Origin of the sequence: Kitasatospora sp. NPDC088861 (genome assembly GCF_044750105.1) — a bacterium.
Classification (GTDB): Bacteria; Actinomycetota; Actinomycetes; order Streptomycetales; family Streptomycetaceae; genus Kitasatospora.
Genome location: NZ_JBIVJF010000003.1, coordinates 55,398 through 71,109, shown reverse-complemented (window position 1 = coordinate 71,109; position 15,712 = coordinate 55,398). Strand labels below are relative to the sequence as shown.

Annotated in this window: 13 protein-coding genes; 4 read left to right on the top strand and 9 right to left on the bottom strand. The window is 72.4% G+C overall.

Annotated elements, in window-relative coordinates; all coding sequences use genetic code 11:
* Positions 1 to 28 precede the first annotated feature (28 nt).
* On the top strand, positions 29 to 1,321 hold the full coding sequence (locus tag ACIP37_RS07105; RefSeq protein WP_400805354.1) for a M14 family zinc carboxypeptidase: 1,293 nt from the start codon (positions 29 to 31) through the stop codon (positions 1,319 to 1,321).
* Between the two features lie 143 nt (positions 1,322 to 1,464).
* On the opposite strand, the gene rodA is transcribed toward ACIP37_RS07105, so the two are convergent.
* The 8 genes from rodA to ACIP37_RS07065 form a co-directional block, all read right to left on the bottom strand.
* Positions 1,465 to 2,664, bottom strand: a complete 1,200-nt coding sequence (gene rodA, locus ACIP37_RS07100; protein ID WP_363586421.1) for a rod shape-determining protein RodA — start codon at positions 2,662 to 2,664, stop codon at positions 1,465 to 1,467.
* Positions 2,661 to 5,018: a penicillin-binding protein 2 gene (gene mrdA, locus ACIP37_RS07095; RefSeq protein ID WP_400805352.1), complete on the bottom strand. Its 2,358-nt coding sequence runs from the start codon at positions 5,016 to 5,018 to the stop codon at positions 2,661 to 2,663. Before mrdA ends, rodA begins: the two co-directional genes overlap by 4 nt.
* A 51-nt stretch (positions 5,019 to 5,069) precedes the next feature.
* On the bottom strand, positions 5,070 to 5,711 hold the full coding sequence (gene mreD, locus ACIP37_RS07090) for a rod shape-determining protein MreD (protein WP_363586423.1): 642 nt from the start codon (positions 5,709 to 5,711) through the stop codon (positions 5,070 to 5,072).
* Between the two features lie 3 nt (positions 5,712 to 5,714).
* A complete protein-coding gene (gene mreC / locus ACIP37_RS07085; protein ID WP_363586424.1) occupies positions 5,715 to 6,641 on the bottom strand; it encodes a rod shape-determining protein MreC in 927 nt (308 codons plus the stop codon).
* A gap of 95 nt (positions 6,642 to 6,736) precedes the next feature.
* Positions 6,737 to 7,762: a rod shape-determining protein gene (locus ACIP37_RS07080; RefSeq protein ID WP_031076009.1), complete on the bottom strand. Its 1,026-nt coding sequence runs from the start codon at positions 7,760 to 7,762 to the stop codon at positions 6,737 to 6,739.
* 318 nt (positions 7,763 to 8,080) lie between these two features.
* The gene (ndk, locus tag ACIP37_RS07075; RefSeq protein ID WP_063347562.1) at positions 8,081 to 8,494 is read right to left on the bottom strand and encodes a nucleoside-diphosphate kinase; all 414 of its coding nucleotides are present in this window, start codon (positions 8,492 to 8,494) and stop codon (positions 8,081 to 8,083) included.
* Between the two features lie 110 nt (positions 8,495 to 8,604).
* Entirely contained in the window at positions 8,605 to 8,955 is a 351-nt protein-coding gene (locus ACIP37_RS07070) for a DUF4233 domain-containing protein (RefSeq protein ID WP_063347563.1), read from the bottom strand.
* A 1-nt stretch (position 8,956) separates the two neighbouring features.
* Positions 8,957 to 10,348 carry a folylpolyglutamate synthase/dihydrofolate synthase family protein gene (locus tag ACIP37_RS07065; protein WP_363586425.1) on the bottom strand — a complete coding sequence of 464 codons (1,392 nt, stop codon included), beginning with the start codon at positions 10,346 to 10,348 and terminating at the stop codon, positions 8,957 to 8,959.
* Positions 10,349 to 10,522: 174 nt separating this feature from the next.
* Here ACIP37_RS07065 and ACIP37_RS07060 point away from each other — a divergent pair, with 174 nt between their 5' ends.
* The 3 genes from ACIP37_RS07060 to ACIP37_RS07050 all read left to right on the top strand — a co-directional run bounded on the left by ACIP37_RS07060 (position 10,523) and on the right by ACIP37_RS07050 (position 14,913).
* Positions 10,523 to 11,956, top strand: coding sequence for a glycosyltransferase (locus ACIP37_RS07060; RefSeq protein ID WP_400805349.1), 1,434 nt, complete (start codon positions 10,523 to 10,525; stop codon positions 11,954 to 11,956).
* 86 nt (positions 11,957 to 12,042) lie between these two features.
* The gene (gene wecB / locus ACIP37_RS07055) at positions 12,043 to 13,203 is read left to right on the top strand and encodes a non-hydrolyzing UDP-N-acetylglucosamine 2-epimerase (RefSeq protein ID WP_400805347.1); all 1,161 of its coding nucleotides are present in this window, start codon (positions 12,043 to 12,045) and stop codon (positions 13,201 to 13,203) included.
* Positions 13,204 to 13,374: 171 nt separating this feature from the next.
* Positions 13,375 to 14,913 carry a chitinase gene (locus tag ACIP37_RS07050; protein WP_400805345.1) on the top strand — a complete coding sequence of 513 codons (1,539 nt, stop codon included), beginning with the start codon at positions 13,375 to 13,377 and terminating at the stop codon, positions 14,911 to 14,913.
* 22 nt (positions 14,914 to 14,935) lie between these two features.
* Here the strand turns inward: ACIP37_RS07050 and ACIP37_RS07045 are convergent, their stop codons facing one another.
* Positions 14,936 to 15,457: a hypothetical protein gene (locus ACIP37_RS07045; RefSeq protein ID WP_363586429.1), complete on the bottom strand. Its 522-nt coding sequence runs from the start codon at positions 15,455 to 15,457 to the stop codon at positions 14,936 to 14,938.
* Positions 15,458 to 15,712 lie beyond the last annotated feature (255 nt).

Below are 15,712 nucleotides of genomic sequence, written 5' to 3'. Positions count from 1 at the left end.
GGCCACGCGGCCACGCCCTAGGAGAGCCATGACCGACACCGACCGGCGGGTTCGCCCGCCCCGGCCCCTCGGCAGCCGGGCCGCCCGCTACCCCGCGCCGGCCCAGGCCGAGGCCGCGGCCCGGCGGCTCGCGCTGCGCCACCCGGAGCGGTGCCGGCTGCGCGAGGTGGGCCGCTCGCGGGCCGGGCGCCCGCTGCTGCTGCTGTCCGTCGACCGGGGCCCGCGCGCGGTGCTGGTCGTCGGCGGCCCGCACCCCAACGAGCCGATCGGCACAGCCGGCGCCCTGCGGCTGGCCGAGGTGCTGCTGGCGCGCCCCACCCGGCCCGGCCTGTCCTGGCACCTGCTGCTCTGCCTGGACCCGGACGGCGCCGCGCTCAACGCGGGCTGGCTGGACGGGCCGCTCACCGTGCGCCGGCACTACGAGCACTTCTTCCGCCCCTCGTTCGAGGAGCAGCCCGAACTGCTGCCGGCCGCCGACGCGGGCCGGCCCCCGATGCCGGAGAGCCTGGCGCTGACCGGCCTGATCGACGAGCTGCGCCCGTTCCTGCAGTGCTCGATGCACGGGGTGGACTTCGGCGGCGCCTTCATCCAGCTGACCGCTCCGGTGCCCGGGCTGCCCGAGCTCTTCGCCGCCTCGGTGCGCAGGGCCGGCATCCCGCTGGACGTCGACCCCTTCGACGCGGTCGGCTGGGCCAGCCCCTTCCCCGGCACCTATCTGATGCCCTCGGCGGACGGCGCGGGCCGGTCACGGGCGCTGCCGGACGAGCCGGAGCTGTCCACCTGGTCGTACGCCGGCCGTCACGGCGGGGTGACGGCCGTGCTGGAGGTGCCGATGTGGGCCGTGGACGCGGTCGGCGACGGCCGTCCGCACCCGGCGGCGGACCGGGCGGTCGGCGCCGCGGCCCGGACGCTGCGCGAGCGCGCCGAGGAGCTCTCCGGGCTGCTGGCCCACGTGCCCGCGCACACCCGGGCGGCGCACGGCGCGCTGATGCGCGCGGCCGGGTTCACCCTGGAGTTCTGCCCGTCGGTGGCGGAGGAGTGGCTGGCCCGCTGGTGCGCCGAGCCGCTCACGGTGTCCCGGGTGACCACCGCCGAGATCGTAGCGGCCCGGATCCCGCTGCGGGTGGCGTCGACGGTGCTGCGGCTGCTGGCGGACACCGGCGGTCCGACCGTGGAGGCGGCCCGGGGCCGGGCCCGCGACATCGTCACCGAGGGCCTGGGCCTGCTTCACCACCGCTTCGGCGCCCGCTGGGTGCCGGTCCAGGAGCAGCTGGCCCACCAGGTCCGCGCGGCACTCACCGCCGCCGACCGCCTGCTCTGACCGGGGCCGAGGTCCGCCACAACCGGGCAGCAACCACCCACCCACAGAGCCCAGTTGAAAACCACCGAGGGCCGACCCGAGAGATTCCCGGGCCGACCCTCGACGGACGGACGCGCAGACGGACGCGCGGACGGACAGTCGGCTCAGGCCGCTATCGGCCGCTGGCTGCGGACCGCCTGGAGCAGCCCGATCGCGATCCAGACCGCGAACATCGACGACCCCCCGTAGGAGACGAACGGCAGCGGGATGCCCGCCACCGGCATGATGCCCAGGCACATCCCGATGTTCTCGAAGGCCTGGAAGGAGAACCAGGCGATGATCCCCGCGGCCACGATCGTCCCGTACAGGTCGGTCGCCTGCCGGGCGATCCGGCAGGCCCGCCACAGCACCACGCCGACCAGCAGGATGATCGCCAGCGCCCCGACGAAGCCCAGCTCCTCACCGGCCACCGTGAACACGAAGTCGGTCTGCTGCTCCGGCACGAACTGCCCGGTGGTCTGCGTCCCGTGGAACAGCCCCTTGCCGGTCAGCCCGCCCGAGCCGATCGCGATCCGGGCCTGCGCGGTGTTGTAGCCGACGCCGGAGGGGTCCAGCTGCGGGTTGGCGAAGGCCGCGAAGCGGTCGATCTGGTACTTGCTCAGCACCCCGAGCTTCCAGATCGCCACGCACCCGCCGGTGCCCGCCACCAGCAGCCCGAGCACCCAGCGGTTGGCCGCCCCCGAGCCGAGCAGGATGCCCAGCACGATCGCGGCCATCACCATCACCGAGCCGGCGTCCGGCATCAGCAGCACGACGCACATCGGCAGGAAGGCCCAGACCAGGCCGCGGAACACCGCCCGGTGCGAGGGGTACTCCCGCTCCCCCGCGTCCACCTGGTCGGACAGCACGACCGCCATCGCCAGCACGATCGCCAGCTTCGCGAACTCGGCGGGCTGGATGGAGAAGCCGCCGCCCAGCTGGATCCAGGAGTGCGCGCCGTTGATGGTCGAGCCCAGCGGGCTGAGCGTGGCGAGCAGCATCAGGATCACGCCGATGTACAGGAACGGCACGAGGGTGCGGAAGCGCCGGCTCCCTATCCCTATCACCACCGAGCACAGCACCAGCCCGACGACCAGGTTGGTCAGGTGCCGGTACAGGAAGTACTGCGGGTCGCCGTGGGTGAGCGAGTCCCGGCCGCGGGTGGCCGACCAGACCAGCAGGGAGCTGCCGAGCGACAGGGCCAGCGCGGCGAGCAGCAGTATCCAGTCCAGCCGCCACAGCGGCGAGTCCTTGGCCAGGGCCTTGGAGACCCCGCTGCGCTGCGGGCTCAGCCGCAGCTGCCGGTAGGAGCCGTAGGAGGTCATGCCCGCCCCCTTCCCGGGCCGCGGTTCGGTTCGAGTGCGGCCTCGGCCGCGGTGCCCGGGGCGGGCCGGTCGTTCGGCTGCGCCGGGTCCAGGAAGGCCGAGGCCGGGGCGGGCTCGCCCGGCACCTGTTCCAGGAAGGCCGGCGCCGGTCCGGGCACACCCTGCGCCTGGTCCGGCGCCGCCAGGAGGCCCGGGCCCGCGACGGCCTGCGCCGGGTCGACGGTGTTGGCGGTGTCGCCGGTGTAGGCCGCCGGCTTGACGATCGCGGTGCCGTCCGGGTTGAACTTCGGCAGTTCGGCCTGCGGCGCGGGCAGCAGCGCCTTGCCGTTGTCGATGTTGCCCTTGTCGTCGACGCCGTACAGCGCCTGGTAGATCCGACGGACGGCGTCGCCGGAGCCGCCGGAGCCGGTGCCGCCCTGGCTTATCGTCATGACGACCGCGTAGTCCTTGCTGTACGTGGTCAGCCAGGAGGTGGTCTGCTTGCCCTCGACCTCGGCGGTGCCGGTCTTGGCGTGCAGCTCGATCTTGTTCTGCGGCCAGCCGGCGCCGGAGAACTTCCAGGCGGCGGTACCGCCGGTGATGACGCCCGCGGTGGCCTGGTCGATGTAGCTCAGCAGCTTCTGGGAGCCGGGGAACTTGCCGTCCTCGTGCGGGGCGATCTCGCGGACGAGGTCCCCGCTCGGGCTTATCACCGCCTTGGCGACGGTCGGCCGGTAGAAGGTGCCGCCGTTGGCCAGCGCCGAGTAGATCCGGGCCATCTGGACCGGGGTGACGAGCGTGTCGCCCTGGCCGATCGCGAAGTTGACGGCGTCACCGGCGCGCATCTGGTAGCCGTCGACGCAGTTCTCCTTGGCGATCTGGTCGGAGAAGCTGGTGCCGCCCTTCTGCGCCTGCGCGCACCAGGCGTCCTTGTTGTTGTCGTAGAAGGACTGCTTCCACTGCCGGTCCGGCACCCGGCCGGTGACCTCGCTGGGCAGGTCGATGCCGGTCTTGGCGCCGAGGCCGAACTGGTGGGCGGTCTTGAAGAACCAGTCGCCCGGCTCCTTCTTCGGCTTGATGCCGCCGTCCTTCATCCACTGGTCGTACGCCAGGCCGTAGAAGACGGTGTCGCAGGAGACCTCCAGCGCCTTCTCCAGGGAGATGGAGCCGAAGTTCTCGCTCTCGAAGTTCTTGAACTCGCGGCCGCCGATGGTCATGCTCTTCGGGCACGCGTACGTCCCGTCCAGCGAGTAGCCGGCCTCCACGGCGGCGGTGGTGGAGACGACCTTGAAGGTCGAGCCGGGGGCGGACTGACCCTGTATGGCCCGGTTCAGCAGCGGGAAGTTGGAGTCCTTGCTGGTCAGCGACTGGTAGTCCTTGCCGGTGATGCCGCCCACCCAGAGGTTGGGGTCGTAGGTCGGCGCGCTGGCCATCGCGACGATCCGACCGGTGTGGACGTCCATCACCACGGCGGCGCCGGAGTCGGCCTCGTAGTTGCGGTTGGTGACCTTGTCGAAGGTCTTCCGGGCGTCGGCCATGGCCTGCGCCAGGTTGTCCTCGACCACCTTCTGCACCCGGGCGTCGATGCTGGTGACCAGGTTGTTGCCGGTCTGCGGGGCGGCGGTGCCGGCGGTGCCGATCACCCGGCCGAGGTTGTCCACCTCCAGTTGGGTGATGCCGGCGGTGCCGCGCAGGTCGCGGTCGTACACCGACTCCAGGCCGGCCCGGCCGATCTGGTCGGCCGGCAGGTAGCGGTCCAGGCCGGACTTGGAGGCGGTCTTGCCGACCTCCTCGTCGGTGACCGGCGAGAGGTAGCCGAGCACCTGGGCCATGTTGGCGCCCTCGGCGCCGGTGTAGCGGCGCACGGCGGTGGGCTGCGCGGTGACCCCGGGGAAGTCCTCGCGGCGTTCCATTATCTGCATCGCCTGCTGGGTGGTCGCCTCCTTGGTGACCGGGATCGGCTGGTAGGGCGAGCCGTTCCAGCAGGGCTGCGGGGTCTTGGCGTCGCAGAGCCGGGTCTTCTCCTGCACGTCCTTGGCGGGCATCCCCAGCACCTCGGCCAGCCGGCCGAGCACCGCCTTGCCGCCGTCCTTCTGCTGCAACAGCGAGGTGCGGCTGACCGAGACCACCAGCCGGGCCTCGTTGCCGGCCAGGATCCGCCCGGAGGCGTCCAGGATCTCGCCGCGGACGGCCGGTTCGACCACCTCACGGATGTGGTTGCCGGTCGCCTTGGCGGTGTAGACGCTGGCGTTGCGGATCTGCAGGTACCACAGCCGCCCGCCGAGAGTGGCGAGCAGCGACAGGACCAGGATCTGCAGCACCACCAGACGGATCGTCACCCGCCGGGTACGGCCGGTCTCGGGGATGTTGCTCACGTCTCGTGCGCTCCAGGATGCGGGAAGTCGGGAGGTCGGGGGCCGGGCCGGTTACGGGCGCCGGGCGAAGCCGGGCATGCGCCGCTTCTTGTAGGACGGGCCGGCCGAGGCCTCGCGCGTGGTGCGGTAGCGGGCCAGCGTGCCCAGACCGGAGCCGCCCTCGTCGTCATCGGTGGCCGCGGTCACCGGGTCGCGCCCGAAGCGGCGGCCGACCAGCATCACCAGCGGCACCACGAACGGCGCCAGCAGCACGTCGTACAGCAGGGCGCTGACCACCAGGCCGCCGAGGCCGACGTGCCGGGCCGCGGTGTCGCCGACCAGGGCGCCGACCATCGCGTACAGCAGGGTGGAGGCGACCGCCGCGGCGGCCACCACCATCAGCGCGCTGGACACCGACCGCTGGCGGCCGTGGTCCGGGCGCAGCAGCCCGGCGGCGTAGCCCATCAGGCACAGCACCAGCGCGTAGCGGCCGATCGCGTGGTCGGAGGGCGGCGCGAGGTCGGCGAGCAGGCCGGCCGAGAAGCCGACCACGCAGCCGCCGGACGGCCCGTAGACCAGGGCCAGGCCGACCACGACGAGCAGCAGTATGTCCGGGGTGGCCCCCGGGAGCTGGAGCCGGCCGAAGACGCTGACCTGGAGGATCAGGCCGAGCAGGATCAGGCCGGCGGAGACGGGGATGCGGGCGAGGCGCATGGCTCAGTTCCCCCCAGTGGGCTTGGCGGGCGGGGCGGCGGGCGCGGCCGGGGCGGCCTGTCCCTGGGCGGGGGCCGGCGGCAGGACGGCGTCGCGCGGGTCGGCGCGCGGCGGCACGACCACCACGCCGACCAGGTCCAGCCGGGTGAACTGGACGAAGGGCTCGACCAGGATGGTCTTGGTCAGCTGGCCCGGGGTGGCCTCGACCTCGACGACCTTGCCGACCGGCACGCCGGGCACGAACGGGCGGCCGCTCTGCGAGCCGAAGGTGACCAGCCGGTCGCCGGCCTTGACCTGGGCCTTGCCGTTGAGCAGCGAGACCTTCATCGGGCTGGTGCCGCCGCCGGAGGCGAAGCCGATCTCGCCGCTGGCCTCCAGCCGGGTGCCGGCCGAGAAGCCGGGGTCGGAGGCGAGCAGCACGGTGGCGGTGGTCGGGGCGACGGTGGTGATCCGGCCGACCAGGCCCTGACCGTTGATCACCGTCATGTCGCGGGTGAGGCCGTCGTCGCTGCCGGCGTCGATGGTGATGGTCCAGGAGAAGCCCTGGGCCGGGCCGATCGCGATGACCTGGGCGGCCTTGACGGTGTAGCCGCCGGCGCCGGCGGTGCGCAGCAGGTCGTCGAGCTGCTTGGTGCGCCCGGTGGCCATGTCGGAGGAGGCGAGCTTCTGCCGCAGTTCGGTGTTCTCGCGGGCGAGCTGGTCGGTGCGGCCGTTGTTGGACGCGGCGTCGCGGAAGGCCCGGACGGTGTCGGCGACCGGGTCGACGACGGTGGCGGCGCCGCGCTCGACCGGACCGAGGACGCTGGCGGCGGCGTGTCGGGCACCGCCGAGGGGGGAGCTCTCACCGCCCTTGATGTCCACGGTGACGAGTGCGAAGGCGACGGCCACCAGCAGGATGAGCAGCAGCCGGCTCTCTCGTGTGTCCCTCACGGTGCTGGTACTGCCCCTTCGTACCTGGTCGGCCGCCCGGGCTGTGGGGCCCGGGCGGCAGCCCGTTCAGTTGAGTGTCGGATGTCTCGGTGGTGCTAACGGCGCGGGGAGGCGTCCAGTACCTGCTGGAGCGCCTCGAACTCCTCGACGCACTTGCCGGAGCCGAGCGCGACCGAGTCGAGCGGGTTCTCGGCGATGTGGATCGGCATGCCGGTCTCGCGGCGCAGCCGCTCGTCGAGGCCGCGCAGCAGGGCGCCGCCGCCGGTGAGCACGATGCCGCGGTCCATCACGTCGCCGGCCAGCTCGGGCGGGCACTGGTCGAGGGTGGTCTTCACGGCGTCGATGATCGAGTTGACCGGCTCGTCGATGGCCTCGCGGACCTCGGCGGCGGAGATGACCACGGTCTTGGGCAGGCCGCTGACCAGGTCGCGGCCGCGGATCTCGGCGTGCTCGTCCTTCTCGCCCTCCAGGCCGAAGGCGCTGCCGATGCTCATCTTGATCTGCTCGGCGCTGCGCTCGCCGAGGAGCAGCGAGTACTCCTTCTTGATGTGCTGGACGATCGCGTTGTCCAGCTCGTCGCCGGCGACCCGGATGGACTGGGCGGTGACGATGCCGCCGAGGGAGATGACCGCGACCTCGGTGGTGCCGCCGCCGATGTCGACGACCATGTTGCCGGTGGCCTCGTGGACGGGCAGCCCGGCGCCGATGGCGGCGGCCATCGGCTCCTCGATGATGTGCACCTGGCGGGCGCCGGCCTGCGAGGAGGCCTCGATCACGGCGCGGCGCTCGACCCCGGTGATGCCGGAGGGCACGCAGACCACGACCCGGGGACGGGCGAGGTAGCGGCGGCGGTGGATCTTGAGGATGAAGTAGCGGAGCATCCGCTCGGTGATCTCGAAGTCGGCGATCACGCCGTCCTTGAGCGGGCGGATGGCGACGATGTTGCCCGGCGTCCGGCCGATCATCTTCTTCGCCTCGGCACCGACCGCCAGGATGCCGCCGGTGTTGGTGTTCACCGCGACGACGGACGGCTCGTTGAGGACGATCCCCTTGCCCCTGACGTACACCAGCGTGTTGGCAGTTCCAAGGTCGATCGCCAAGTCGCGGCCGATGAACGACAGGTTGCTCGCCATGGGGTGTGGTTGCCTTCCCGGGCTCGGAGTTCATGGGGGTGGGACGAGAGCGCGCCCACGCTCGGGCGGAGCCAGCTGAGCTGCCTTACCGGGCCCTTGAGTCGCGTCCATCGTAGTCACGCGGCGCGGTACGGACGTCGATGCGGGGCATACCGTCCATTGTCCGGAGCGTGTTCGCTTCTCCGGGCATTGGGACGCCGTGTCGGCGCCACTGGTTGCTTATTTCACGATAAAAGTGCCCCGGCCGGGCCAATGGTCCCGACCGGGGCAGTGCCAAGGTCCCTCGGGCGTGTCGCCCGGCTGGACTCAGGCGTGCGCCGGGAAGAAGATCTTGATCTCGCGCTCGGCCGACTCCGGGGAGTCCGAGGCGTGGATCAGGTTCTCGCGGGTGATCGTCGCGTAGTCGCCGCGGATGGTGCCGGCCCCGGCCTCCAGCGGGTTGGTCGCACCGGCCAGCATCCGGATGCCGCGGACGACCTCCTCGCCCTCGACGATCAGCGCGATCGACGGGCCGGAGGTCATGAACTCCAGCAGCGGCTCGTAGAACGGGCGGCCGACGTGCTCCGCGTAGTGCTGCTCCAGCGTCGCCCGGTCGAAGGTGCGCAGCTCGACGGCGGTGAGCCGCCAGCCGGCCTTGCGCTCGATGCGGCTGATGATCTCGCCGGCCAGGCCACGCTGGACGGCGTCGGGCTTGAGCAGGACGAGAGTGCGCTGGGACACGGTGCGTCTCCTGGGGATTCGGTACGGCAAGGCAGTCGGGCCGACGGGCGGGAGCCGACACGGCAGAGATTACCTTGCGTGTGCGGCGTGTCGGCCCGCCGGTCCGGGCCCTAGACCGGTACGGCGGCCGCCTCGGCGGCGGCCCGGGCGGCCTTGAACTCGTCCACCTTGCGGCCGTAGTGCACCGAGCACCACCACAGGCCGGCGAAGACCACACCGAGGCCGAACATGGTCGGCAGGATGAAGCCGCTGGCGATCAGTCCGATCTGCAGCGCCCAGCCGACGGCCACCGCACCAGGGCGGTTGATCATGCCGCAGAGCGCGATGCAGAGCGCCATGACGATCCCGGTGACGATCCAGATCGTGGCCGTGGAGACGCTGGACAGCTGCATCGCGACCAGCGCGGCGAACATGGCCAGGAGCGCCTCGCCGATCAGGGTCGAGGAGCAGAGGGTCCTCATGTCACTTCCTCCCGAGCAGCAGGCGGGCCTCGCCCACCGTGATGACCGAACCGGTGACCAGCACCCCGGCGCCGCCGAGGTCGCCCTCCTCCTCGGCGAGGGTGACGGCGGCCGCGATGGCGTCGTCGAGCCGGGGCTCGACCTGGACGCGGTCCTCGCCGAAGATGTCGACGGCCAGCGCCGCCAACTCGTCGACGTCCATCGCGCGGTGGGTGGAGTTCTGGGTGATGACGACCTCGGCGAGGATCGGCTCGAAGGCCTCCAGCACGCCGGCCACGTCCTTGTCCCCGGAGGTGCCGATCACGCCGACGAGCCGGGTGAAGCCGAAGGACTCGCCCAGGGCGGCGACGGTGGCGCGGGCGCCGTGCGGGTTGTGCGCGGCGTCCAGGACGATCGTGGGGCTGCGGCGGACGACCTCCAGGCGGCCGGGCGAGGAGACGCCGGAGAAGGCCTGGCGGACCTTGTCCACGTCGAGCTGCCCGCCTCGGGCGCCGCCGACGCCGAAGAAGGCCTCGACCGCGGCCAGCGCCAGCACCGCGTTGTGCGCCTGGTGCTCGCCGTGCAGCGGGATGAAGACGTCCTCGTACTCCTCGCCGCCGAGCCCGCGCAGCGTCACCAGCTGGCCGCCGACGCCGAGCTCACGGCGGATCACGCCGAACTCCATGCCCTCGCGGGCCACCGTGGCGTCGACCTCGACGGCGCGACGCAGGATGTTCTGGGCGGCGTCCAGCTGCTGCTGGGCGACGACGGCGACGGCTCCGGACTTGACGATCCCGGACTTCTCGACCGCGATCTCGCCGGTGGTCTCGCCGAGCTTGTCGGTGTGGTCCAGCCCGATCGGGGTGATCACGGCGACGGCGGCGTCGATGACGTTGGTGGCGTCCCAGGAACCGCCCATGCCGACCTCGACCACGGCGACGTCCACCGGGGCATCGGCGAAGGCGGCGTAGGCCATGCCGGTCAGCACCTCGAAGAAGGACATCGGCACCGGCTGCGCCGCGTCGACCATCTGCACGTAGGGCTCGACGTCGCGGTAGACCTCGACGAAGCGCTCGGGGGTGATCGGGGCGCCGTCCAGGGTGATCCGCTCGGTGACGCTCTCCACGTGCGGGCTGGTGTAGCGGCCCGTGCGCAGTTCGAAGGTGTTGAGCAGCTGCTCGATCATCCGGGCGGTGGAGGTCTTGCCGTTGGTCCCGGTGATGTGGATGGAGGGGAAGGACCGCTGGGGCTGGCCCAGGATGTCCATCAGCGCCTCGATCCGGTCGAGCGAGGGCTCCAGCTTGTTCTCCGGCCAGCGCTTGGAGAGCTCCACCTCGACATCGCGCAGGGTGTCGTCGGTGTCGCCGTCGGCGGGACGGAGGGTGTACGGGTTCGGGTCGGCCTTGTCACTCACGACCACAGTCTACGGAGGGTTGGCGGGCCGTCCTCACGGGGTGAGAACGACCACTTTGGTCGGGGTTTCCAATTTGCCCCCTTTACTATCTCTTTGGCGAGTTTGAACCGCAATGAAGCATCGATTCGCACCCCCTGGAGCCGCACCGCCTTTGATCATGAGGAGTACCACGCCATGCCCGACGCCCTGCACGACTGGATCGTGCTCCGCCAGGACGCCGTCGTCTGGTTCGCCGGACTGGTCTCACTGGCGCTCGTCGGCTACATGGCCTTCGTCTTCGGACGCTTCCTCCTGTACTGGGCCGGCTCCCGGCACGCCTTCCGGCACAACCGGCCCGCCGAGCCCGGCGACCCGGCCGCCTTCCAGTGGCACCTGGTGATCCCCTGCCGCGACGAGGAGGCCGTGGTCACCCAGACCCTGGCCGGCCTACGCGAGAACGCACCCGAGGCCCACCTGTGGGTGATCGACGACGACAGCGAGGACGCCACCCGCGACCTCGTCCTCGCCGCCGCGGCCCACGACGACCGCGTCCACCTCGTCCAGCGCCGCCGCCCGCACGCCCGGATCGGCAAGGGCGCCGCCCTCAACGCCGCCTACCGCGAGATCACCGCCTGGCTGCCCGAGGGCACCGACCGCTCCCGCGTGGTGATCGGCGTCGTCGACGCCGACGGACGGCTCGACCCCGGCACCCTCCCCCAGGTCTGCAACGACAAGGCACTCGGCCGCCCCGACACCGGCGCCGTCCAGATCGGCGTGCGGATGCGCAACGCCGACGACGAACTCCCGCTGCCCGGCCGAGGCCGCGCCGCCAACGCGTTCGCCCGCGCCCTGGTCCGGATGCAGGACGTCGAGTTCCAGGCCAACAACGCCGGCATGCAGCTGCTGCGCCGCCGCACCGGCAGCGTCGGCCTCGGCGGGAACGGCCAGTTCGTCCGCCTCACCGCCCTCGACTCGCTCACCGCCGAGGAGGGCCGGGCCGGCCGCCCCTGGCCCGAGCGCGCCCTGCTGGAGGACTACGAGTCCGGCCTCGACCTGCGCCTGGCCGGCTGGCGCCTCACCCACGTCACCGAGACCCAGGTCTCCCAGGAGGGCCTGATCTCGCTGCGCCGCTTCCTCACCCAGCGCACCCGCTGGGCCCAGGGCAACATGCAGTGCCTGCGCTACACCGGCCGGGTGCTGCGCTCCCCCTTCTACACCTGGTCCGGCAAGGCCGAGGTGCTGTACACCTTCCTCCAGCCCGTCGTCTGCGTCCTGCTGGTCCTGCTGTTCCCGCTCTCGCTCGGGATCACCGCGGCCGGGCTGGTGCTCTTCCCCGCCGAAACCGCCGACTTCCACGTCAGGTTCGGCCCGTGGATGCTGCTCGCCTTCGCGGTCGCCACCCTGCCGATGATGCTCTGGGGCTTCGCCTACCGCCGGCTCGTCCACCCCGACCGCGGCCGGCTCACCGGGCTGCTCTGGGGCGTCCTGATCTGGCTCTACGCCTACCACCTCTTCGTGGTCGCCACCCGGGCCGCCGCCCGGATGCTGCTCGGCCGCAACGGCTGGGCCAAGACCCGGCGCAACGCCGAGAAGGTCGCCCTCGGCGCCCCCACCGCCCTCGAGTCCTGAGCCTCGGTCCCGAGCCCCGCGCCCGAGCCCCGCGCCCGAGCCCCGCGCCCGAGCCCTGAGCAGCCCCACCCCCTCGGAGCCTCCCCATGAGCATGTGCCTTCCCCCCGCCAGCGTCGCCGTCGTCCTCGGCACCCGCCCCGAACTGGTCAAGCTCGCCCCGCTGATCCACGAACTCGGCGACGCCACCCGCCTGGTGCACACCGGCCAGCACTGGGACGAGGCGATGTCCGGCCGCTTCCTGCGCGACCTCGACCTGCCCCGCCCCGAACTGCTCACCGGCGTCGGCGGGCGCCCCCGGGCCGGCCAGATCGCCCAGTCCCTCGGCCAGTTGGACGCCGCCTTCGCCGAGGACCGCCCCGCCGCCGTGGTCGTCCAGGGCGACACCAACGCCACCCTCGCCGGGGCGCTGGCCGCCAACGCCCGGGAGATCCCGCTGGTGCACGTCGAGGCCGGGCTGCGCAGCTTCGACCGGGCGATGCCCGAGGAGCACAACCGGGTGATGGTCGACCACGTCTCCGACCTGCTCTGCGCCGCCACCGGGGACAACGTCGCCAACCTGCGGGCCGAGGCCCTCGCCGAGGAGCGGATCGCGCTCACCGGCAACACCGTCGTCGAGGTGGTCCGCCGCCAGCTGCCGGCCGCGGCCGACCGCGCCGCGCTGCTCGCCGCGCACGGGCTGCGCCCGGACGGCTACGTGCTGGCCACCGTGCACCGCCCGGAGAACACCGACACCGCCGAGGCACTGGGCGCCGTGCTGGCCGAACTGGACCGGATCGCCCGGGCGGGCACCCCGGTGCTGTTCCCGATGCATCCGCGTACCCGGGCCGCCGTCGAGCGCTTCGCGCTGGACGCCCTGCTGGAGCACCTGGCCGTCACCGGGCCGGTCGGGTACGCCGACTTCCTGGGCCTGGCGAGCCACGCCGCGCTACTGGTCTCCGACTCCGGCGGCGTGCAGGAGGAGTGCACCGTGCTCGGCCGCCCGCTGCTGGTGGTGCGCCGCTCCACCGAGCGTCCGGAGGCGGTGGCGGCGGGCTTCGCCGCGCTGGTGGGCCCCGACGAGGACCTGGGCGCGCTGGCCCGGACCTGGCTGGCCGACACCCCCGAGCGGCTCGCCCGGCTCGCGGCCACCCCGAGCCCGTACGGCGACGGCCTGGCCTCGGCGCGGATCGCCGCGCTCACCGCCGCGGTCGCCGAGCCGGCCGAGCCCGGAGCAGCCGACTCCAGGGCACGGCCGTCGGCCGCCTAGCGCCCTCTTGACAGCCGGATTGGTCTACTCCACCTTGTGAGTCAAGTCTCCTCCCCCGACAGGGACTTGAGTTGTCGGTAGCTCCCGCACGCGCACCATCGACACCCCGGACGGCGCTCCACCCCCACCACCCAGGCGCGCCGCCGGGCCTCCCCCACAGGAGATGGAGTCATGCCACCTGCCCGACACCGGCGCCCACGCGCCGTCCACGCCCTGCTCGCCGGGGCCTGCGCCATCGCCCTCGGCCTGAGCGGGCTCGCCCTCGCCACCGGCACCGGCGCCCAGGCCGCCGACCCCGACCTGATCACCAACGGCGGCTTCGAGACCGGCACCCTGTCCGGCTGGTCCTGCGGCAACGGCGCCGTCCAGAGCGCGACCGTGCACTCCGGCCGCTACGCCCTGCAGTCCACCCCGGGCTCGGGCGACACCGGCGAGTGCACCCAGACCGTCGCCGTGCAGCCCTCCTCGACGTACACGCTGAGCTCCTGGGTCCAGGGCTCGTACGTCTACCTGGGCGCCCGCGGCACCGGCGGCACCGACCCCGGCACCTGGACGAACTCCACCGGCTGGGCCCAGCTGAGCACCGGCTTCACCACCGGCCCGCGCACCACCAGCGTCACCGTCTACCTGCACGGCTGGTACGGGCAGCCCGCCTTCCTCGCCGACGACGTCTCGCTGATCGGCCCGGGCGGACCGCAGCCCTCCCAGAGCCCGACCGCCACCACGTCCCCGAGCCCCACCGGCACCGGCAGCCCCTCCCCCACGGACACCGGCACCGCAAGCCCGACCGCCACCTCGACCGGCAAGCCTCCCGGCCTGCCCAAGCACATCCTGACCGGCTACTGGCAGAACTTCGACAACGGCGCCACCGTCCAGCGGATCAGCGACGTCCCGGCCGCCTACGACATCATCGCGGTCTCCTTCGCCGACGCCACCACCACACCGGGCGGGCTGGGCTTCACCCTGGACCCCGCCCTCTCCTCCCGCCTCGGCGGCTACACCGACGCCCAGTTCAAGGCCGACATCGCGGCCAAGCGGGCGGCCGGCAAGAAGGTGGTGCTCTCGGTCGGCGGGCAGAACGGCACGGTGTCGGTGAGCGACCCGACCTCGGCGGCCAACTTCGCGAGCACCGCGTGGGCGCTGATGCAGGGCTACGGCTTCGACGGGGTCGACATCGACCTGGAGAACGGCGTCAACGCCGCCTACCTGGGCCAGGCGCTGCACTCGCTGGCGGCGAAGAGCGGCAGCGGGTTCGTCCTCACCATGGCGCCGCAGACCATCGACATGCAGTCGACCGGCATGGAGTACTTCAAGCTGGCGCTGAACGTGAAGGACATCCTCACCATCGTCAACATGCAGTACTACAACTCCGGTGCGATGAACGGCTGCGACGGCAACGTCTACTCGCAGGGCACCGAGGACTTCCTCACCGGGCTGGCCTGCATCCAGCTCAAGGGCGGGCTGCGGCCCGACCAGGTGGGGCTCGGCGTGCCGGCCTCCACCAGCGCGGCGGGCGGCGGGTACGTCAGCCCGAGCGTGGTCGACAACGCGCTGGACTGCCTGGCCGCCGGCACCAACTGCGGCAGCTACAAGCCCGACACCACCTGGCCGGGCATCGGCGGGGCGATGACCTGGTCGACCAACTGGGACGCCAAGGCGGGCAACCCGGTCGCGGGCACCATCGGCGCGCACCTGCACGCCATGCCGTGACGCCCCCTGCCCGGACCGGGGTTCAGACCCCGGCCCGGGCCTCCGGGACGTGTGCCGCGGGCCCGCCGTGCCGGCGGCGCAACTCGGCCGTGATCTCGGCCAGTTCGCCCTCGGGCAGCAGCGGCAGCATCATCGCGACGCCCTGGAGCAGACCGCCGAGCAGGAAGGTGGTGTCGGCGGTCGAGGCGACCAGGCCGCGCACCTCGGCCACCTCACCGGCGGCCACCGCCTCGATCAGCCGGGCGGCGTCCGCGCTCTCCTCGTCCACCGCGACCGCGCCGTTGTCGGCCGGGGCGCGCCGGGCCATCGCCCGCAGTACCCGGTCGCCGACCTCGGGCGCGTACGCCTTGCGGACGGCCTCGGCGGCGATCCAGGCGAGCAGGGTGGTCACCTCGCGCTCGGCGCGCTCGGCGAGGAGCAGGTCCAGCTCGTGGTCGAAGGCGAGCTGGTTGCCGTGGCGGAACGCCAGCAGCAGGGTCGCCGCCCTGGCCTTGGCCTCCTCCACCGCCTCGGCAGGAAGTTCTTCGGCCAATTCCTCGGTCACCACCACGCCATGCCCTCCCGTCCGTCGGCTCAGCAGGAACGCTCAGCAGAAACACCCGTCAGAAACTCCGTGCACACCGTACACATCCGACCTGCAAACTTCCGCGAACCCGCGCGGGCAAGACCGGAATGAATTCGGAAGGAATAGGACCTCACCCGGTCCAGGATGAATATTCGCCGGAAGGGAGCAATGTTGCTGGGCTATTAGGCGTAGCAAAAAGAACACCGCCGCCGTGCCCGGCCGAGCCGCCCGGAA

Excerpts from the sequence above, each read along its gene's own strand:
- ACIP37_RS07105 (WP_400805354.1), top strand. The coding sequence starts at position 29 with ATGACCGACACCGACCGGCGGGTTCGCCCGCCCCGGCCCCTCGGCAGC.
- ACIP37_RS07050 (WP_400805345.1), top strand. The coding sequence starts at position 13,375 with ATGCCACCTGCCCGACACCGGCGCCCACGCGCCGTCCACGCCCTGCTC.
- mreD (WP_363586423.1), bottom strand. The coding sequence starts at position 5,711 with ATGCGCCTCGCCCGCATCCCCGTCTCCGCCGGCCTGATCCTGCTCGGC.
- rodA (WP_363586421.1), bottom strand. The coding sequence starts at position 2,664 with ATGACCTCCTACGGCTCCTACCGGCAGCTGCGGCTGAGCCCGCAGCGC.
- ACIP37_RS07070 (WP_063347563.1), bottom strand. The coding sequence starts at position 8,955 with ATGAGGACCCTCTGCTCCTCGACCCTGATCGGCGAGGCGCTCCTGGCC.
- ACIP37_RS07060 (WP_400805349.1), top strand. The coding sequence starts at position 10,523 with ATGCCCGACGCCCTGCACGACTGGATCGTGCTCCGCCAGGACGCCGTC.
- wecB (WP_400805347.1), top strand. The coding sequence starts at position 12,043 with ATGAGCATGTGCCTTCCCCCCGCCAGCGTCGCCGTCGTCCTCGGCACC.